Origin of the sequence: Niallia sp. FSL W8-0954 (assembly GCF_038005605.1) — a bacterium.
Lineage (GTDB): Bacteria > Bacillota > Bacilli > Bacillales > Cytobacillaceae > Niallia > Niallia circulans_A.
The window spans coordinates 2193306-2210675 of the sequence record NZ_JBBOTN010000001.1 but is presented as its reverse complement, the minus strand read 5'-3'; the positions used below and the strand labels follow the sequence as shown (position 1 = coordinate 2210675).

Annotated in this window: 15 protein-coding genes; 1 reads left to right on the top strand and 14 read right to left on the bottom strand. The window is 35.5% G+C overall.

Annotated features, from left to right (window positions below):
- Window positions 1-57: 57 nt before the first annotated feature.
- From NX902_RS10675 to NX902_RS10610, 14 genes are all read right to left on the bottom strand, one after another.
- Window positions 58-570 (bottom strand): DUF3231 family protein, encoded by a 513-nt coding sequence (locus NX902_RS10675; RefSeq protein ID WP_171509564.1) that lies wholly within the window; start codon window positions 568-570, stop codon window positions 58-60.
- 214 nt (window positions 571-784) lie between these two features.
- On the bottom strand, window positions 785-4333 hold the full coding sequence (locus NX902_RS10670) for a polysaccharide lyase family 8 super-sandwich domain-containing protein (RefSeq protein WP_341160718.1): 3549 nt from the start codon (window positions 4331-4333) through the stop codon (window positions 785-787).
- Between the two features lie 367 nt (window positions 4334-4700).
- Window positions 4701-6461 (bottom strand): glycoside hydrolase family 35 protein, encoded by a 1761-nt coding sequence (locus NX902_RS10665; RefSeq protein ID WP_341160717.1) that lies wholly within the window; start codon window positions 6459-6461, stop codon window positions 4701-4703.
- 43 nt (window positions 6462-6504) lie between these two features.
- A complete protein-coding gene (locus NX902_RS10660; RefSeq protein WP_341160716.1) occupies window positions 6505-7671 on the bottom strand; it encodes a glycoside hydrolase family 88 protein in 1167 nt (388 codons plus the stop codon).
- Between the two features lie 9 nt (window positions 7672-7680).
- Window positions 7681-8157 (bottom strand): PTS sugar transporter subunit IIB, encoded by a 477-nt coding sequence (locus tag NX902_RS10655; RefSeq protein ID WP_163187549.1) that lies wholly within the window; start codon window positions 8155-8157, stop codon window positions 7681-7683.
- A gap of 15 nt (window positions 8158-8172) precedes the next feature.
- A complete protein-coding gene (locus NX902_RS10650) occupies window positions 8173-8970 on the bottom strand; it encodes a PTS system mannose/fructose/sorbose family transporter subunit IID (protein WP_163187552.1) in 798 nt (265 codons plus the stop codon).
- Window positions 8963-9745, bottom strand: a complete 783-nt coding sequence (locus NX902_RS10645; protein ID WP_095328285.1) for a PTS mannose/fructose/sorbose/N-acetylgalactosamine transporter subunit IIC — start codon at window positions 9743-9745, stop codon at window positions 8963-8965. The genes NX902_RS10650 and NX902_RS10645 overlap by 8 nt, the downstream gene beginning before the upstream one ends.
- 11 nt (window positions 9746-9756) lie before the next feature.
- Window positions 9757-10170 (bottom strand): PTS sugar transporter subunit IIA, encoded by a 414-nt coding sequence (locus NX902_RS10640; RefSeq protein WP_163187554.1) that lies wholly within the window; start codon window positions 10168-10170, stop codon window positions 9757-9759.
- A 17-nt stretch (window positions 10171-10187) separates the two neighbouring features.
- The gene (locus NX902_RS10635) at window positions 10188-10886 is read right to left on the bottom strand and encodes a UTRA domain-containing protein (RefSeq protein ID WP_163187556.1); all 699 of its coding nucleotides are present in this window, start codon (window positions 10884-10886) and stop codon (window positions 10188-10190) included.
- 512 nt (window positions 10887-11398) lie between these two features.
- Entirely contained in the window at window positions 11399-11575 is a 177-nt protein-coding gene (locus tag NX902_RS10630) for an SE1832 family protein (protein ID WP_164463616.1), read from the bottom strand.
- Window positions 11576-11898: 323 nt separating this feature from the next.
- Complete coding sequence (locus tag NX902_RS10625; protein ID WP_163187558.1) at window positions 11899-12381, bottom strand: DUF2512 family protein; 483 nt, start codon at window positions 12379-12381, stop codon at window positions 11899-11901.
- A gap of 282 nt (window positions 12382-12663) precedes the next feature.
- Window positions 12664-13650 carry an aspartate--ammonia ligase gene (asnA, locus tag NX902_RS10620; protein ID WP_370999619.1) on the bottom strand — a complete coding sequence of 329 codons (987 nt, stop codon included), beginning with the start codon at window positions 13648-13650 and terminating at the stop codon, window positions 12664-12666.
- A 517-nt stretch (window positions 13651-14167) separates the two neighbouring features.
- Entirely contained in the window at window positions 14168-14641 is a 474-nt protein-coding gene (locus tag NX902_RS10615) for a DUF1203 domain-containing protein (RefSeq protein ID WP_123257531.1), read from the bottom strand.
- Between the two features lie 45 nt (window positions 14642-14686).
- Window positions 14687-15229 carry a bifunctional transcriptional activator/DNA repair enzyme AdaA gene (locus tag NX902_RS10610; RefSeq protein ID WP_095329310.1) on the bottom strand — a complete coding sequence of 181 codons (543 nt, stop codon included), beginning with the start codon at window positions 15227-15229 and terminating at the stop codon, window positions 14687-14689.
- Between the two features lie 458 nt (window positions 15230-15687).
- On the opposite strand from NX902_RS10610, the gene NX902_RS10605 reads away from it, so the two are divergent.
- Window positions 15688-17265, top strand: coding sequence for an FAD-dependent oxidoreductase (locus NX902_RS10605; protein WP_095329309.1), 1578 nt, complete (start codon window positions 15688-15690; stop codon window positions 17263-17265).
- Window positions 17266-17370: the final 105 nt, after the last annotated feature.

Sequence of the window (17370 nt, the reverse complement as noted above, 5' to 3'; positions counted from 1 at the left end):
AATAGCTCGTTAGCTAGCAAAACAAAAAACACGGCTAGTATTAACCGTGTTTGAGAATTAACAATCACCATGTTTATTAAGATGTAATGGCGGTGGGATAAGCCAGCCTTTTTCTTTATTTAAGCGAAGAACTTTTGCTCCAAGAGCTGCCTTTTTGGTATGAAATTGACTATACATAGCAGCAACGTCTTCTCTGATGGATTTACCAATTATTTGACTGCAAGTTACTAAACCTGCAGCAATATCAGCAGAAAGTGTTGCGGCTATTGCAGGATCTGGTATTCTTGCACCGACTGGAATATCCTCTAAACAAGCATCAGGAGGTTCGGGTGCAGCCGGTGGTAAACCGACACCATTTTCTTTTAAAAGCTCTTCCAGCTGCTTTTTTTCTTCTTTGCAAGTTTCAATAGCTTCGACTAATAACTTCTTTAAATCCCCATCACCAGCATGATTCAACATCGTTTGATAGCCTGCTGTCATACTATTTCCGACTAGTTGCGATGCCCAAATATCAAAAACTTCCCCATAGTGTAACGGCTCTTCCTTTGGATTTCCAGATAAAATCCCCATTAATAATCCTCCTTCATGTTTAGTAACTCTATAGTTAGTGCGTCCGTTCGCACTTCCATAGCTTTTCCAACATAAGAGAAGAATATTGATAATTTCACTTTCATCTATATAACGAAAACGATTACAACAAGTAAGTAAATTAGGGATTATAATATCATCAAATACCGTCTCTTTCATAACTATAAAGATATTTATGCTTATTCACATATATGTTTTATTTATATAAGGTAAGTAAATTAGATATATCCTCCATTAGTAACTTTGCAAAGGAGTCATCGATCTTTTTACCGGATTGCGCTTGAATTAATTTTGTCATGGCATGTAAATTATTCCTGATTTGTTTGTTATTCATCTTTTCCTTTTGAATAATATGGTTAATCTTTACATGTAGATTATTAGCGATCTCATTATTTATCCATTCTTTGTCTCTTCCATAATTAATCGCTTCCCTTAAATGATTGATATCCATTATAACGTTTAGCTGATATGTTTCTTCAGCCACATTTCCAGCCTGATCGGTAGCGATTACCTTAATGGTATGTTCTCCTAAAGATAGAGAATACGGTTTGATTTCTATCGGGTTGCTTACAGCCACATCATCTAAGTAAAACTCTTTACTTGCTATATCGCTATAAGAATCAGACATCGCAAATGTTAAATTGACTGTGTCCGTTCGATAAATATCATCCGTTTTTGGCGCTGAAATAGTTGGAGATTCTTTATCGATAAATTGAATAGAATGTGTTTTGCCAATCGAATTGGCCACATTCACTTCCACCTGAATGGTTGGGGAAGTCTGCAGAACTTTTATTGTATCATCTTTCTTATCTACTTCTAGTCCTGTTTTATTCATCTCGATCACCAATTTATCCTGTTTTTGTGTCGGATCTGAGACGGAAAGTGTCAGACCATTTTTCTCTTCTTTTACCATTACAGATGCAGCGCTCCCTGCTTTAATGAAACCTACTGTGTCTTTTTGATAAAAGTTTGCTGCTGTTAGCTTAAGTGTTTCCTCTCTAACTGCCTGAACAGATGCTGTATTGGCAAGAATAGTAACATCAGGTTTCTCGCTGTAATTTTTTGTTTGTTCCACATCCTTATTAGGTAAAAGAACATAAGAGTAAGTGGCATCTACAGGCTGTTTGCTATGGTCAAAGGCTAAACTTAAATAATTTCTTGTAATGGATTCGGTAGATCCTCCATTATTAATCTCATTCCAAGATCCTGTTCTTGATTCCCGTAAACCACGGAGACTAGGTGAATTGGGAAAATAATAGCCTATATCTGATCCTTGAACATTTTTCTCTAAATGAGCCCATTGAACATCATTTAAGACCTCTGAATCACCAAGTTCTTTTATCTTTTCTTCTCCATTGATCAGCAGCTTATTATTACCGTTGGCATTTAATTGTCGATTTTCAACAATTGTTTCTACTTCAGATTCTCCCGTGCTATTAATAGCTGCACCTAATGCCACAATTTCATCATCAAACATAAACCATGATTTTTTTCCTTTTAATGAACTTCCCGTTAATTTCTCAAGGGAAAAATCCATTCCTGCTACACCATAAAGATCATCCAGATTAGAACCGCCAACCCATGACCTTGGGTTATAGTAGCTTTCCCAATCTTTTAGTGTTCCTTTCGATTGATCGGTTGTTGTTCCTGCTAATCGATAGCTGTCCACAGTTGGCCAGTAATCATTGCTGAATTGCTTTAAATCATTGTTATATAAATATGTAGCACCAGCCCCTGTGTACCAGCCTTTTTTATTTTCTCCATTGCCATATTCGAAACCTGAAATTCTATCAGAAAACATACTGATTCCAAAACCAAAACCAGGACGCAAATGAACAACACGGTCCATGCCTGCAAACACTTGATTCTTGATTAACTCACCCCTCGGTTCGATCGTTGTGTCATTCACCAGTGTATGGACAAGATGGATTTGATAAATGGATAAACCATTAACATAATTGCTAAAGCTCGTATCTGTTTGAATCCACTCTTTGACCATTTGTTTAATGGACAATGCATGTTCTTGTGGAGCTGCATCTGCTAACCGAAGCAAACTCAAAATCGTCGATCTGCCTGTTGCATGATCATTGTTGCTCTGCCTCGAAACACCTCTGCCTGACACCATGTCCATCATGGCGCCTTTATAAATAAGTGGTTCAAACGAATCGCTCACCCAGTTAAATACGTTGTCAACGTTTGAATCCTTGACCTCCCATGGTGAATCTTTTAATAAATACAACATATCAGCTGTTCGGCCGACCCATGTTGCTCCATATCCCCCTGTGTATGCAACATTAAAGTGTTGAACAAGTGAACCGTCTCTGTATACACCGTCCCCGCTGTTAACATAGATATATTCTTTACTAATGGAATCACGCCCTTGCAATACCTTTCCGCTATTTTTTTCGATAATACCGCGAAGAGAAACAACTAAAGCCTTATCCAAAAGGTTTGCGCCTGTTTCGAGGAAGTTTGGGTCACCAAGTGAAACCCGTTTCGCAGGATCAGGAACAAACCTGTCAATTGCTTTAATATAATTATTAATTTGAAGCGATGATAAATCGTTATACATTAACACCATAATATCGTTCAACGTTTGGGGAATTCCAATTTCCCAGTCCCACCAATTTCCGTATTCTTCTTTATCGGCATTGTATCGATTATTATGCAACCAATCTAATCCACTAATAATATCAGCCTTTAAAGCTTGATTGCGAAACAATGCTGAACCTTTACTTGAATAAGCAAGAGCCATATCCTTTAAGCGTTGATAGGAGGTAGTAATTTGAGCTGAATTAGTTGTACTTTCATTATCTGCCCACAAGGATTTTCGGTTCTCCATTTTATTCATCATATCCCATATACCTGTTCCATCCTCATTTGTAACTTTCTTTTCTAAGCCACTCATATAGACGGCTGCATCCTGATCAGCCGGATTATAAAGCTCATTTCCTGTAAGTTTATGGAACCAACTTAATCGGAGCTCCTCATAGTACCCAATGTCCTCCACAGAATCTACACTAATTAGACATTCTGCCGTAAAACCGCCATCTTTTGATGTTGCTTTAATAGTCGCAAATCCTGACTCTGCGCCTGTAACAACGCCCGCGCTATTAACAGAGGCGATTTCAGGGTTGGAGGATGTCCAAGTTACCGTTTTGTCTGTCACATCAGCCGGTGTAAAAACAGGCTCCAAGGTCACTGTCTCTCCTATTCCTACCTTAACGGCATTTTGCTTTAACGAAAAATCCGTTACTGTTTTATCTGATTCTTTCAAAGCCACTTCATCAAACCAAGCCTGTCCTTTTGCTGTTTCAAAAAATAACTCTATTCTTATTTTACTTGCATTATTAGGAATCGTTAAACCAAGCCGTTTTGTGTTCCAATCCTGTGAACCTTTTAATTTTTCAGTAGAAGGTCCATCGCTGATTTTTTTGTTTGCACTATCTAAATATTGCGTTCGGACAAATACACCTCCACCAGATGCTTCAATATTTTCTGTTTTGACCCAGAAAGATAATTGATAAGTGGAACCAGGTTTGACGGAAACATCTTGGAGAATATCCGCTCTGCTAGTTTCTGAGGCATTGATAGAAATAGACTTTTCCCCCTCATGAAATACAGTTTTGTCTATTCGCAGTTCTGGATTACCACTTGGAATCCATAAACTCCAATTTTCTGGTCCCTCACTATTTGTCCAAGAACTATTACTCGTTATCGTCTCAAACCCACCATTCTGGATCAATTCTCGTTTATCGTTTCTTCAGCTGTGATGTGACGAGCAGGGAGTAAGAAACTAATTATCATGAAAGTGAATAAAAAAACACTAATTCCTTTTTGCATATTCCCATCCTCCAAATACAGTTTTGTAATCAAAACGTGGATTATAGCTTTTAGTTAGAAGCGTATTTTTATTAGATAAAATTATGAGAGTTAAGCTAGGTATTATTAAGCTCAACATTAACTGGTTATCAGTTAAGTAATCTTTGAATTGTCATTAGAGCAAAACAAGTTCTATGAGGAATTTGTTCAAAAAAGTCCCCTGATCTTGACATTTATTATTTTCTATCTGTCTAATCAGGGGAGATAAATTATATGATAATCTGAAATTATTATATATATATTGGTTTATCAGCAAAATGGATTTCTTCTGAGTAGATACCTTCTGTTTCAAATATAATTAAACGGTTCATTCCTTTTTTTAACAAAGGAGCCGGTATATACAATGAACCGGTTGGGCCCTCATTCCAAAAACGCCCTAAATGAAAACCATTTAATTCTGCCATCCCTTTCCCGAAACCCGAACAGTCTAGAAATGTATCTACACACTCCTCTAATTCAAACACATATTCATAAAAACCTGGTTGATTTTTCTCCCAGCTGCGAGAAAAGTCCACCTTGCTTAAGTCATCTAATGTTAATGGATAATGATCAAAATAATGATGAAAATGAATGTCAATCATCACTCCAGAACGAATTCCTTTTCGCTGGGTTGGCGAGAGTAATCTTCCTCCATAATTTACCCGTCCAACATTTTCCACTAAAATACTCAATTCCTTTGTTTCTTTTGGTAAAACAAAAGAACTACCGAGTGTTTCCTGATATTCAGTGTGAATCCATTTTTCATTCGCAAAAATTTGTACTCGATCGTTTGCCTCAACGACTTGACAGTTGTCGATTTGCTCTCTATTATCTATTTTTGTTTGATAGAGAATATAGCCATAATTCTGATCTAATTCTTCCATTGTTAGTGTATGTGAATGAGTTATCTTTTGGCTTAAAGTTGGAAGCGTACTAAATAAAGAGACTTTCCGGTTTAGTTTGACCCTCCCTAAATCTTTTCTGACTAAATCACGCGGTTGATCTTGCCAGCAGTTTTCAACTACTTTTTTTATGGCCTTTTGGACAGCAAAATATTTTTCTGTTGGTTCTCCCCACTCCGTTAGAAGGGCATCGTAATCATAGGAGGTGATTTGCGGAAGGTCAATGCCGTTACGGCTTGAACAACCATTCATAAAACCAAAGTTCGTTCCACCATGAAACATGTAAAAATTGATGCTTCCAAGTTGCAGTAGTTCCTCCACTTCACCAGCTAGCTCATCTGGGTCACGTCTGATAATTTCGTTTCCCCAGCGATTAAACCAGCCATCCCAAAATTCCATACACATTAACGGCCATGCTTTATTATTTTCCTGATGGAAAGCAGCTAACTCTTTGATATTATGACCTGACTTGGATCCAAAGTTTCCTGTAGGTAGAATATCATCCTCCAAAAGACTTCCCGCTTTTAAAGCCTCATGCCATGTGCCATCAGAAGTAAATAGTGGTACTTCCGCCCCATGCTTAACCATTAAATCTTTTATTCTTTTTAAATACTCTTTATCATTTCCAAAGGATCCATACTCATTTTCCACTTGCATCATAATAACAGGTCCACCCTTTGTAACTTGAAGTGGTCTAATCACATCAAATAGTGATTGATAATAAGTATCTACTTTTGATAAAAAATCGGATGAACTACTGCGAATTCGCATTGTCCGATCTTTTAAAAGCCATGCTGGTAAACCTCCAAATTCCCATTCAGCACAAATATAAGGAGAAGGTCTTACTATGACATATAATCCAAGCCTTTCAGCTGTCTTTATAAATTCTTTAACATCTGCAATCCCGTCAAAGTTGTATATTCCTTCTTGTGGTTCATGTAAATTCCAAGGAATATAAGTCTCTACCGTATTGCAGCCGAGTGCTTTCAAATTAAAGAGGCTGTGCTCCCAATATTCAGGCACAATCCTAAAATAATGAACTGCACCTGAAATAATTTTAAATTCCTCTCCATTTAACAAGAACTCTTTACCAATTTGAAAGCTTGTCATCTTATCCTCCCATCTTATTTCATGAACATCGTTAAACATTTTATTACCAATATGTTTCCCAGGTAGGTCTTAATAAACGAAATAATGCCTCCATATAGAAGTAATCTCCCCATAGATTAGGTTCGTCTACGCCTTTGCCCTCTTGATATGCATAAACACCATGTAATAGTAAACCTTCATTCCCTTCCACATTTTGAGAAGTATACGAATCTCGTAGCACTTTCACCATTCCAGCAGCTAATTTGTCTGCATCCGGATAAAGACTGACTTTCTTCGCAGATAAAAGACCACAGGCCGCTATAGCCAATGACGAACTATCGCGTACTTGACCATCTTCCTTTGTAAAGGAAAAATCCCAGTAAGGTACTATATCATTAGGAAGGTTTGCCAAAAAATAATCAACCGTTTTTTCATAGACGAATTCATTTCGCAGTGATGGATTGTATAAGCTGTTAAGCGGCAATCCTAAAACAGCCCAAGCTTGCCCTCTTGCCCAGCATGAATCATCACGATAACCTTGGTGCGTTGCTCCAGATAGAGGTTCCCCATTTTCATGATTAAAATAGTACGTATGGTATGTTGAATAATCTTCTCTAAAGATGTGGTTGCACACTTGGTGATAATGGTTCACTGCTTTTTGATAATATTTCTCTTCCCCTGATAACCGCCAGACATCGAATAATAAGGGCAAATTTATTAAGGAATCAATAATAAGGCGATATTCTTTTTCATTGTTTAATGCACCCCATGCTTGCAAAAACTTGCCCTTGGGCTGGTATCTCTCTAATAATTTATCTGCTGCTCCTTTTAACAGTGGAATAAAATCTTCCGTACTAGTAACACGATAACCAGCACCTACTGATAAACTATATAAAAAGCCGAGATCATGATGATCTAACACAATATTCTCTTTTAAGCAAATTTCAAAGCTTTTTATTTGTTCAAGTGCAGCATTTTTAAAGGCTGCATCCTGAGTATATTCATAGGCGATCCACAGCATCCCTGTCCAGAATCCGTTTGTCCAGTCATCATTGTCTTTCAAACGATATTTTCCATTTGTCGCTTCTGCAGAGGGAAATTTATTCTGATATCGCGCTAGATTCGACTTTAGCTTTTCGCAAATCCAATCAAGCTCTTTCTCGATATCATCATTTGTTAATAGGTTGCCTGATTCTAATAACTTTTCTTTGATACTTTGTAACTCTGCCATTTATTCACCTCATAGGTAGGAAATAATATTGGCTGCTGGATCATCAGGCACCATTTGGGCTGTCACCTCAACACCCTTTTCGATTAGGAAGTCTACTGCTTTTCTCTCTGATTCTGACAAACTAACAGATTTCTTAATTTGTACCGTATTCGGTCGATTCGAGAGATTTCCAATATTCACTTCTTTCAAATTTAATCCTGCCTTCAATAGCTGAACTGCCACTTCAGGAGTTTTGATTACAACGAGAACACGCTGTTCTTGATAATTTCCATTTTTAATATTATTTACAGCCTTTTCAACATCTAAAATCGATGTATTTACACCGGAAGGAGCTGCCATTCTTAACACCGATTTCTCCAATTCATTCGCTGCCACTTTATCATCAATAACCATAATACGATTAACTTTTAAACCTGTTGCCCATCGTGTAGCCACTTGACCATGAATTAAACGATCATCTACACGGATATGAACGATTCCTTCCATCCTGCACACTCCTTTTTAAGCGAAAATTTTTAAATTATAAGCAATAATACCAAAAGCAATTAACATAAAAATAACCTTTGTTGAATTCATCTTCTTACGACCTAAAACCCAGTAAGTTAGTAAGACAATTAATGCAGGAGCAAGCCCTGGCATTATTTGATCAGCAATGTCCTGTAAGTTTAATTTGACCTCACCTTGTGTAAATTGATAGCCAAAGGTTGCTTTAACAACACTTGGAATGAGCGCACCAACCACTGTTATTCCAAGAATATTGGCTGCACTTGTTACTTTCTTCAAGCGATTTCCTAGTTCACTGATAAGTTTCGTGCCCTCTCTATGTCCAGCCTTTACAAACAAACGCATACATGTTAGTCGGACTATTCCGAAAACTACCCACAATATTAATCCTGCTGGATTCCCCTTAAGAGCAAGATAAGAAGCAATTGAACCTATTATAGTGGTTGGAATCATAAAAAACAGGGTGTCTCCAATACCAGCAAGTGGTCCCATTAAGCCTGTTTTAATAGATGTTACTGCTTCCTTGGCCTTAATTCCTTCTTCACTTTCAATAGCTGTATTTACCCCTAATATCATCGGAGCCATAGTATTATTGGTATTGAAGAACTGGAGCTGATTCAATGATGCTTCTTTCAATTCTTCTTTATTCTCTTGCTTCCCATAAACCGATTCCAATAATGGATAAATGCTATAATAATAACCTAAACCTTGCATCTTTTCATAATTCCAGCCGGCCTGCCCTAGGAAATACCATCTCCAAAAGACACTGTTTAATTCTTTTTGATTATTACTCATCACCCATTCCTCCTACTGGTGTTACTTGTTCTTCTTTCTCTGCTTTCGCAAAAAATTGTAAGTAAATAAGCGCAAGTGCTACCCCAACAATCGCTACTCCAAGTACCGGTACTTTTAGATAGGCTGCTAAGAAGAAACCAATTAACAGAAATGCAAAGTTTGGTTTAATCGGTAAATAACGTAATAAAATTGCTATACCTAATGCTGGTAAAATGCCACCCGAAACTGATAATCCTTTCATTAACCATGTAGGAATCCAATCCACAACATCTTGAACAAAATGAGATCCTAGTACAAGTGCTAAAAAAACAGGGATCATTCGCGAAAGAGAAGTTGGTACTATTCCCCAAATATTCATATACGTTGCCTTCTTTGTTTTCCCTTCCTTGACTAACTTTTCTGCACGATGTTGAAAAAAAGTATTCGTAAAACGGGCTAATACATCTAATTGAACCATTAACAAACCGATTGGTACCGCTAATGTTGCCCCAAACTCTGCACCTTCCCCACTCAATACTGCAAATGTTGTACCAAGAAGCGCACCTGTCATATAATCTGGAATCGATGCTCCGCCAAAATTTCCAACGCCAAGAACAAGAAGGTTTAATGTACCACCAACAATTAGCCCGGTTTGGATATCACCTAAGATTAATCCTGCAAAAAATCCTGCCATCGTAGGTTTAACAAATCCAAACGTCGTGTTATTTCCATCATAAATTGCAAATGCAGCATAAAGGGTTAATAAAATTATTTGCCACCATTCAATACCAGCCATATACCATTCCCCTATTCATCTAAATTAGATACATTCATTTCCAACTGACAAAATTCAATTGCTCTTTTTCCTTTTTTCTCTAAAATGGTCAGATCATCCTCTTCGAAATAAAACGCTTCTAAAATTAATGGTAAATTAACACCTGAGATAATACTCACCTTATCAGCAAGGTTTAATCTCAATGTTTCCTTTACAATTTGGTTATAGGGGGTGCCCCCCTTTAAATCAACAAAGGCTAAATATTCCTTTTGTTTATCTATGACCTCATTTTGCAGAAACTGCTGTACTTCATTCGTAAAAGTTTCTACACCCATTTCTGTTAATTCAATTGTTATGAGAGGGTTGAATTCTCCTACTATCATTTGTGCAGATCTTTTCAACCCTGATGCAACGCCTTGATGAGAAAGTATAACAATATTTTTCATTTTTTTAGCTCCCTATACTAAACGGAATCAATTCTTATATTAAAATAGTCCCAACGTTTGTAACTCTCGATATACTCCACCACTCTACCATTTGCAAGATACGTATGCCTTTTTGTAAAAACAACAGGAGCAGCTTCTTTAAGATCTATTTCTGCGCAAATTTCATGTGGAGCTGGAAAGATTATTTCGGTTGTTTCCGTAAATTCTGCCTGAAATAGATTGATGCCAAATTTATTTTTTATCATTTCATAAATTGATTTAAAGTTTTCCAGATTTTCGATCTCTTCATTCCCGATGAATTCCGGTAAAATAAAGGTATTTTGCAATATAAAAGCACACCCATCACTATACCGAATCCGTTTTACGGAATAAAAAAGCTCATCCTCTGCAATCCGTAATTCTTTTGCGATCCGTGGGTCTTTCATTAATTCCACTTCTATTACTTTTACATCCTCTTCATCATACTGAATATTTTCTTTTTCCGTAAATTTAACAATTTTCCCCCGTCTTGCCTTCGATACGAAAGTGCCTTTTCCCTGGTAACGTACCAAATACCCATCATTCACTAACTCTGTAATTGCTTTAATTACAGTGATACTGCTTACATTAAACTCTTTTTTAAGCTCCGACTCACTATAAAACTTATCACCAGGTTGAAATTCACCATTTGTCAATCTTTCCAGCAAACTATTTTTTATTTTTAGGTACTTAGGCATCCTAATCCCCCCGATCCAATTAAAATATGTATGACTTAACTTAATAGGTTAATATGTTAATATATTAAGTTAAGTAAATCTTATTATAATTATCTAATAATTGCAAGCGGAATCAAAAAAAATAAATAAAATTTTTTTGGTAAAATATTTTCCTTCTCTTGTAGTGTCCTTCCATAACAAAAAACCAGCTGTCTCTGGCAGCTGTTTTTTTAAAGGTGTATTCAATTTTAATATGAAACAAGCTAAAATCTTATTTTTGTATAATGAAAGCTCTCTAGTAACGCAAGTATATCTGTGTTTTTTTGTATGTATCCGCGTAAGCGAATCATTGTTTGTTTTACCCATTCATATTCTTCCTTTAATTCATCATAAGCATATGATGGTATACAAAAAACGTCTAAGCCTTATGGTATAAAGATTTTAGAAGTTTTTTTAAACATTGGAGTCTTAATCATAACATATGAAAAATATCTTTATTCTATTCACCATTTGTATAGATTTAGCAGATTCTTCTAAATTGTCTTTAGCCTATTATAAAGAGATTTCAGTTCTTCTTCAATCTTAGTAAGTCTATTTTCTAAAGGGCGTATATTTCCATTTACATATTCCAATTTTTCTAGATTGTCTTGTACCTGTAAATATTCGTTCTTTAATTCCAAAATTTTATATTCAATGTCTGTTTTATTCATATTCTCGCACCTCCCTCCAGAAGAAGATATCGATATAACCTCTTTTTCGCTTAATTTTTGTTCGCACAAATCAAACCCAAACTCTGTTTAAGCACCAGCGATTTAGACATAATTTTATTCAAAGTAATCATAATCCTTTTATCATTTTCTTGCAAAGATAATAGATTGCTTCTTTTTTTCGTTTTCAGCTATATTTTAAAGTATTTTCTCTTTTATCGGATTGCTATTATTCCTCTCCATATTTTCTATTAAGTCTTAAATAGTATCTAAATTGATTGATCATTCTTAGGTAATGTTTACCGTGCTTAAACAAATGCACCCAATTATTTAAGCACAACCTTTATAGTGAAGAAAACGATTGTATAAATAGATTCATCATTATCTGTTTTTGAGTTTGGATGAAATTCTTCAGCCATTTCAGTTTGAAACTGCAGTTTTTCCTGTCGTGGATTGGATTTCGCTTCCTGTATAAAGTTTTGAATAAGGTACTTATGAAAGAAGTATTCGAAAATTAAAACGCCTATAGAGGCAATTAACGACATCATAACCGTATTCCCTCTATATGTGAAATTTTCACTCATTAGCCATATAACAAAGAAAGCTAATCCGAAATCCGAAAGGGTAGCAACTAGATTATTGGTGCGCGGAAGAATAAGTAAATCGCCAATAATGTATGCTAAAACTCCTAATACAACCGTAATCATGAAGACATTTGTAAATGGCAAATTAAATAGAATCATTAAAATTAACGATAATAGAACAAGTGTTGAAAGAAATTTTATCGCAAAAGCTTTAACATGTTTCATTATTACACCACCTTTCTTCATTAGTATTACTTTTTTATCCCCAAAAAACATCCACTCTGATTTTCGAGTGGATGTTTTTTCTTTTTCAATACTTTATTCCAATCATATGGATAGTTCCCTACCTTTAGCATTACGTTCCCTTCAGCCTATTATAAATCTTTTAAGTTTATCTCTCCAAGTATATAATTCACCTGCAATTATTTTAGTATCTAATCCGCAGCTTAGCAAAATTCTCTAACTCTGGTTGTGTAAACTTGATATTCTGCCCTTGCCTAAAAAAAATTACAAAAGCGGTATATTACTTTCTTTACAAGCAGTAATAATAGCATCATTCCAAACAGATACTTGAACTTCGCCAATATGTGCTTTCTTTAACAGAAACATCATTAATCTCGATTGGCCTATCCCGCCACCGATTGTATACGGAAGTCTTTTATTTAGTATGCCTTGGTGATATTCTAGATCTTTCCGATTTTCATTCTTTGAGGATTTTAATTGCTGCAAAAGTGTCTTCTCATCCACACGTATCCCCATAGAAGATATCTCGATAGACTTTTCTAACAGAGGATACCATAAAATAATATCTCCGTTTAGATTCCAGTCATCATAATCAGGCGAACGTCCATCATGCTTGATACCAGATAACAATTCCCCTCCAATCTTCATAATGAAAACTGCCCCAAACTCCTTGGCTATTTCATCTTCCCGCTGTTTTGGTGTTAGAGATGGATATATATCCTCAAGATCTTGTGTCGTAATAAAATGAATATTTTCTGGCAGTGTGGGTTCGATACGAGGATATAACGTATATAAGAAATCTTCCGAAGACTTTATAGCACTATAAATTTTTTGGACCTCTAATTTTAGAGTCGCTAACTGACGTTCATCGAAGCTGATAACTTTCTCCCAGTCCCATTGATCAACAAACATAGAGTGTAGATTGTCTAAAACCTCATCTCTCCTAATTGCATTCATATCAGTGTATAACCCTTCACCATAACTAAATCCATACTGTCCTAGGGCCATTCTCTTCCACTTGGCCAATGATTGAACTATTTCTATTTGTGAATGTTCCACATCCATTGCATTAAAAGTAACAATGCGCTCTACTCCATTTAAATTATCATTAATACCACTTCCTGCCTTTAATATAATCGGGGCGGAAATCTTTGTTAAATTTAACTCTTTAGAAAAGTGATTCTCAAAGTGATGTTTTAATTTATTTATAGCGATTTGGGTTTCGATAAAGTTCAAATTAGGTTGATATATACTTGGAACAATAAGTGATTCATTCATAGAAAAGTACCTCCATTTATATCTAGGGTTGTTCTTTATAATTGGGTTTTTATTCTGTTTACTATATGATGGAATCCTCCAGTTGATATCCGCTCCTGCCTAATTATTGATTCAGAGGATTAATTCCCCTTAACACTTGCCAGTTAAGACATAATTCGATACAGATTACTAAAGGAAATTGTATTAGAAAAGATCCGTTAACTATGCTAATTATTTCAACAAAAGAGACTGCTAAAAAAGCAATCTCTCCGAAAAATTGTTTACCTATAACTCCTTTATACCGAATGGTTTGCTCTGTTAACCAATTAGAATCCTCACTAGCTAGAAAGTCTTAGATTAATAGAATTAACCGGACTCCTTCTTTTCCTTCTTAACCTTAAATAAGGTATAATAAAGAAAACATCTAATCCCTTATGTATCAGCGTTTTAGACGCTTATTATTAGAAATTTTTGAAGCTTGAGTTTCAGTAATAAAATGATTCATATCATTTTACATTCTTTTAACGAGGCAACTATAACATCCTGGTTTAGCGTAATGAATGTGAATATATGCTACTTCTTCATTATCAAATACATCATCTATCATTTTCCTCACATTCACACCTTCTGTAACCCTAGCATCTACTAACATTGCGTCAATATTGTAACCGCGTAAAGAAAGAAGCCTATGATATATGATATCCGGAATTTCATTTACATCTAACATAGCGGTAGTTGCTTCTTTTCGTATAAATATGGGTCCATTTGCTTTATAAGGTGAATTAACAAAATGATATTGGTAATTCAATAATATAACTTCTTCTCCTATTTCTGCATCCTTCAAGCTTACCCTGCAAGGAAATCCAGGCTTCTTATCTGCTATCATTTTGACTGCTCCAATATTTATTAGTTCTTCTTCATCCATTAAGAATAGGTCATTAAACTCATTATCTTGTAACGCAATGAATTGAAAATTATTTCTCATATACTTATCTCCTTCAGTTTAAATTTATCTAGAGGGAATAATGCATTATATGGAATAACTACCATATAAACACTTCATTCTATATTCTTTTGGTGTTAAGCCTGTTCTCGTTTTAAAAATCTTGTAAAAATTAGACATACTTTGAAAGCCAGCTTCAAAGGCGACTTTCGTAATTTCTGTATCTGTACGAGTCAACAACCTAGTTGCTTCTTTTAATCTCAACTCAATTAAGTATTCAGAAATTGTCTTGCCATAATACTGTTTAAAAAGTCTAACTAGATGATTATTACTCACTCCAAGCATCGGTGCTATTTTCTTAGTTTCAAAAGATTTACTGTAGTTGTTAGAAATTAGTTCTTTTACTCTCTCTACCAAATCTTTATTTGGGTCGTAAATTGTTTCACTAAGATCTGGTCTACACATTTTACATGGTCTAAACCCATTCTTTAGTGCATCCTTTATGGAATCGAAGAAAATAATGTTCTTCTGCAAGGGTGTCTTGGCTTTACAGGATGGCCTACAGAAGATTCCTGTTGTAATGACTGCATAGTAAAACATGCCATCATAATAATTATTACAGGTACTCACTGCTTTTCATTTTTCTTCCCAAATCATCCATTCATTACCTCCTATCTTTTACTTCCTTTATTTATTATATATCTGTTATAGCAGAAACTTCTTCCTGTTTTTAACCAACCTATTTTTATTTAGATAAGATCAATAATATCGGAACAAATGTATAAATCCACCATATTCTTTATTCTCTTCTTTTTAAAATTCCAACAATTTTGACTAACATATCTCATTTTTTAACGAATTGATTTTTTTTAATAACAAGCTGTTAATATTTTTTATCCTTCTCTTTTAGTCATGTTTACATATTAGGACTTATAGTGATACAGCCAAGATACGCATAAAAATAGGTCATAAAATCATTTATTCCACATTACAAGCGGTGAAAAAGTTCACGGTTTTCCAAACTAAAAGTTTATCCTTCTAGTAAACGGAAATAATAATGTTAAAAACTATTAAATGGAGGAGTTAAAGTGGCCGAAAACGCTAATTATAAGGAAAAATTACCACCTAACGCTGAATCTTATTGGACAAACACTATTCATTTACCAGAGTACCCCTGCCTTGAGGATGACATGCAAGTTGATGTAGCTATTGTAGGTGGCGGAATTACAGGCATTACTTCTGCCTATCTGTTGGTAAATGAAGGGCTGAAAGTTGCTATAATTGAAGCAGACAAATTACTGAACGGAACAACGGGACATACCACAGCTAAAATCACTGCCCAGCACGATTTAATTTATGAGGAACTAATCCGCTATGCTGGGAAAGACACGGCAAGATTATATTATGAGGCGAACACCGATGCTTTAGAATTCATTCAAGAAACGGTTAATAAGCATCAAATTGATTGTGATTTCACTCATCAAGATGCCTATGTGTATAGCACAACAGAAGAATATGCCCGTAAACTAGAAAAAGAAGCAGAAGCCTATGAAGAGCTTCATATTGAAGGAAAACTCGTAAACAAACTTCCTTTCGATTTAGAAATATATAATGCACTTGTTATGGAAGATCAAGCTCAATTCCATCCACTTAAATACTTGGCTCATCTTACCAAAATAATCACCGAAAAAGGAGGATACATCTTTGAAAATACAACGGCTGTAAATATCGATACTGGCGAACACCCCGCAGTCCTTACCCGTGGAGGAGCACGAATTACAGCGAAATATGTTCTTGCCTGTTCTCATTTCCCTTTTTATGAAGGTGCTGGACTTTATTCTACAAGAATGCATGCAGACCGTTCTTATATTATTGCTGCAAAAGCAAAAACAGACTATCCAGGTGGTATGTATATTAGTGCAGATGAGCCGAAAAGATCTCTACGCTATGCAATAATTAATGGAGAAGAAATGATTCTCATTTCTGGAGAAAGTCATAAAACAGGACAAGGTGGAGAAACATTGAAGCATTACGAGGCCTTAGAGACTTTTGGTCAAAAAGTATTCGGAATTGAGAATATTACCTACCGATGGTCAGCGCAAGATCTAACTACTCTGGATAAAATTCCATACATTGGCGAAATTACTTCCGGTCAAAAAAATATCTTAATCGCTACTGGATACCGGAAATGGGGAATGACAAACGGAACTGCAGCTGCGCTTTTATTCCGAGACACTATACTTGGTAAAAAGAGCAAGTACCAGAAATTGTATACTCCTTCCCGTTTCAATTTGAATCCAAGTCTAAAAAATTTCTTAACGCAAAATGCGAACGTTGTTAGTCACCTAATTAAAGGAAAGTTGGAAATTCCTCAGAACGATATTAATAACCTATCCCATGATGAGGGAGCTGTTATTGAAATTAATGGGCACAAAAAAGGAGCGTATAGAGATAAAGAGGGTAAGCTTCATATTGTCGATACAACTTGTACGCACATGGGGTGTGAGGTTGCATGGAATGATGGTGAACGATCTTGGGATTGCCCGTGTCATGGTTCTAGGTTCTCGTATACAGGGGAAGTGCTTGAAGGACCCGCTGAAAAGCCATTAAAAAAATATGATTATAAAATGACCGATAACCTTACCTCAGAAGACTCCGGTTATTAACAAAAACTAAGTAGGTGAAAACAAACGATCTTCAGTTGTTTTTACCTACTTAGTTTTATTTAGCTTCCTATTAATTTTATTCTCACTCAGAAGTAATCTTAGTTT

Excerpts from the sequence above, each read along its gene's own strand:
- NX902_RS10675 (WP_171509564.1), bottom strand. The coding sequence starts at position 570 with ATGGGGATTTTATCTGGAAATCCAAAGGAAGAGCCGTTACACTATGGG.
- NX902_RS10665 (WP_341160717.1), bottom strand. The coding sequence starts at position 6,461 with ATGACAAGCTTTCAAATTGGTAAAGAGTTCTTGTTAAATGGAGAGGAA.
- NX902_RS10660 (WP_341160716.1), bottom strand. The coding sequence starts at position 7,671 with ATGGCAGAGTTACAAAGTATCAAAGAAAAGTTATTAGAATCAGGCAAC.
- NX902_RS10655 (WP_163187549.1), bottom strand. The coding sequence starts at position 8,157 with ATGGAAGGAATCGTTCATATCCGTGTAGATGATCGTTTAATTCATGGT.
- NX902_RS10650 (WP_163187552.1), bottom strand. The coding sequence starts at position 8,970 with ATGAGTAATAATCAAAAAGAATTAAACAGTGTCTTTTGGAGATGGTAT.
- NX902_RS10645 (WP_095328285.1), bottom strand. The coding sequence starts at position 9,745 with ATGGCTGGTATTGAATGGTGGCAAATAATTTTATTAACCCTTTATGCT.
- NX902_RS10640 (WP_163187554.1), bottom strand. The coding sequence starts at position 10,170 with ATGAAAAATATTGTTATACTTTCTCATCAAGGCGTTGCATCAGGGTTG.
- NX902_RS10635 (WP_163187556.1), bottom strand. The coding sequence starts at position 10,886 with ATGCCTAAGTACCTAAAAATAAAAAATAGTTTGCTGGAAAGATTGACA.
- NX902_RS10630 (WP_164463616.1), bottom strand. The coding sequence starts at position 11,575 with ATGAATAAAACAGACATTGAATATAAAATTTTGGAATTAAAGAACGAA.
- NX902_RS10625 (WP_163187558.1), bottom strand. The coding sequence starts at position 12,381 with ATGAAACATGTTAAAGCTTTTGCGATAAAATTTCTTTCAACACTTGTT.
- NX902_RS10615 (WP_123257531.1), bottom strand. The coding sequence starts at position 14,641 with ATGAGAAATAATTTTCAATTCATTGCGTTACAAGATAATGAGTTTAAT.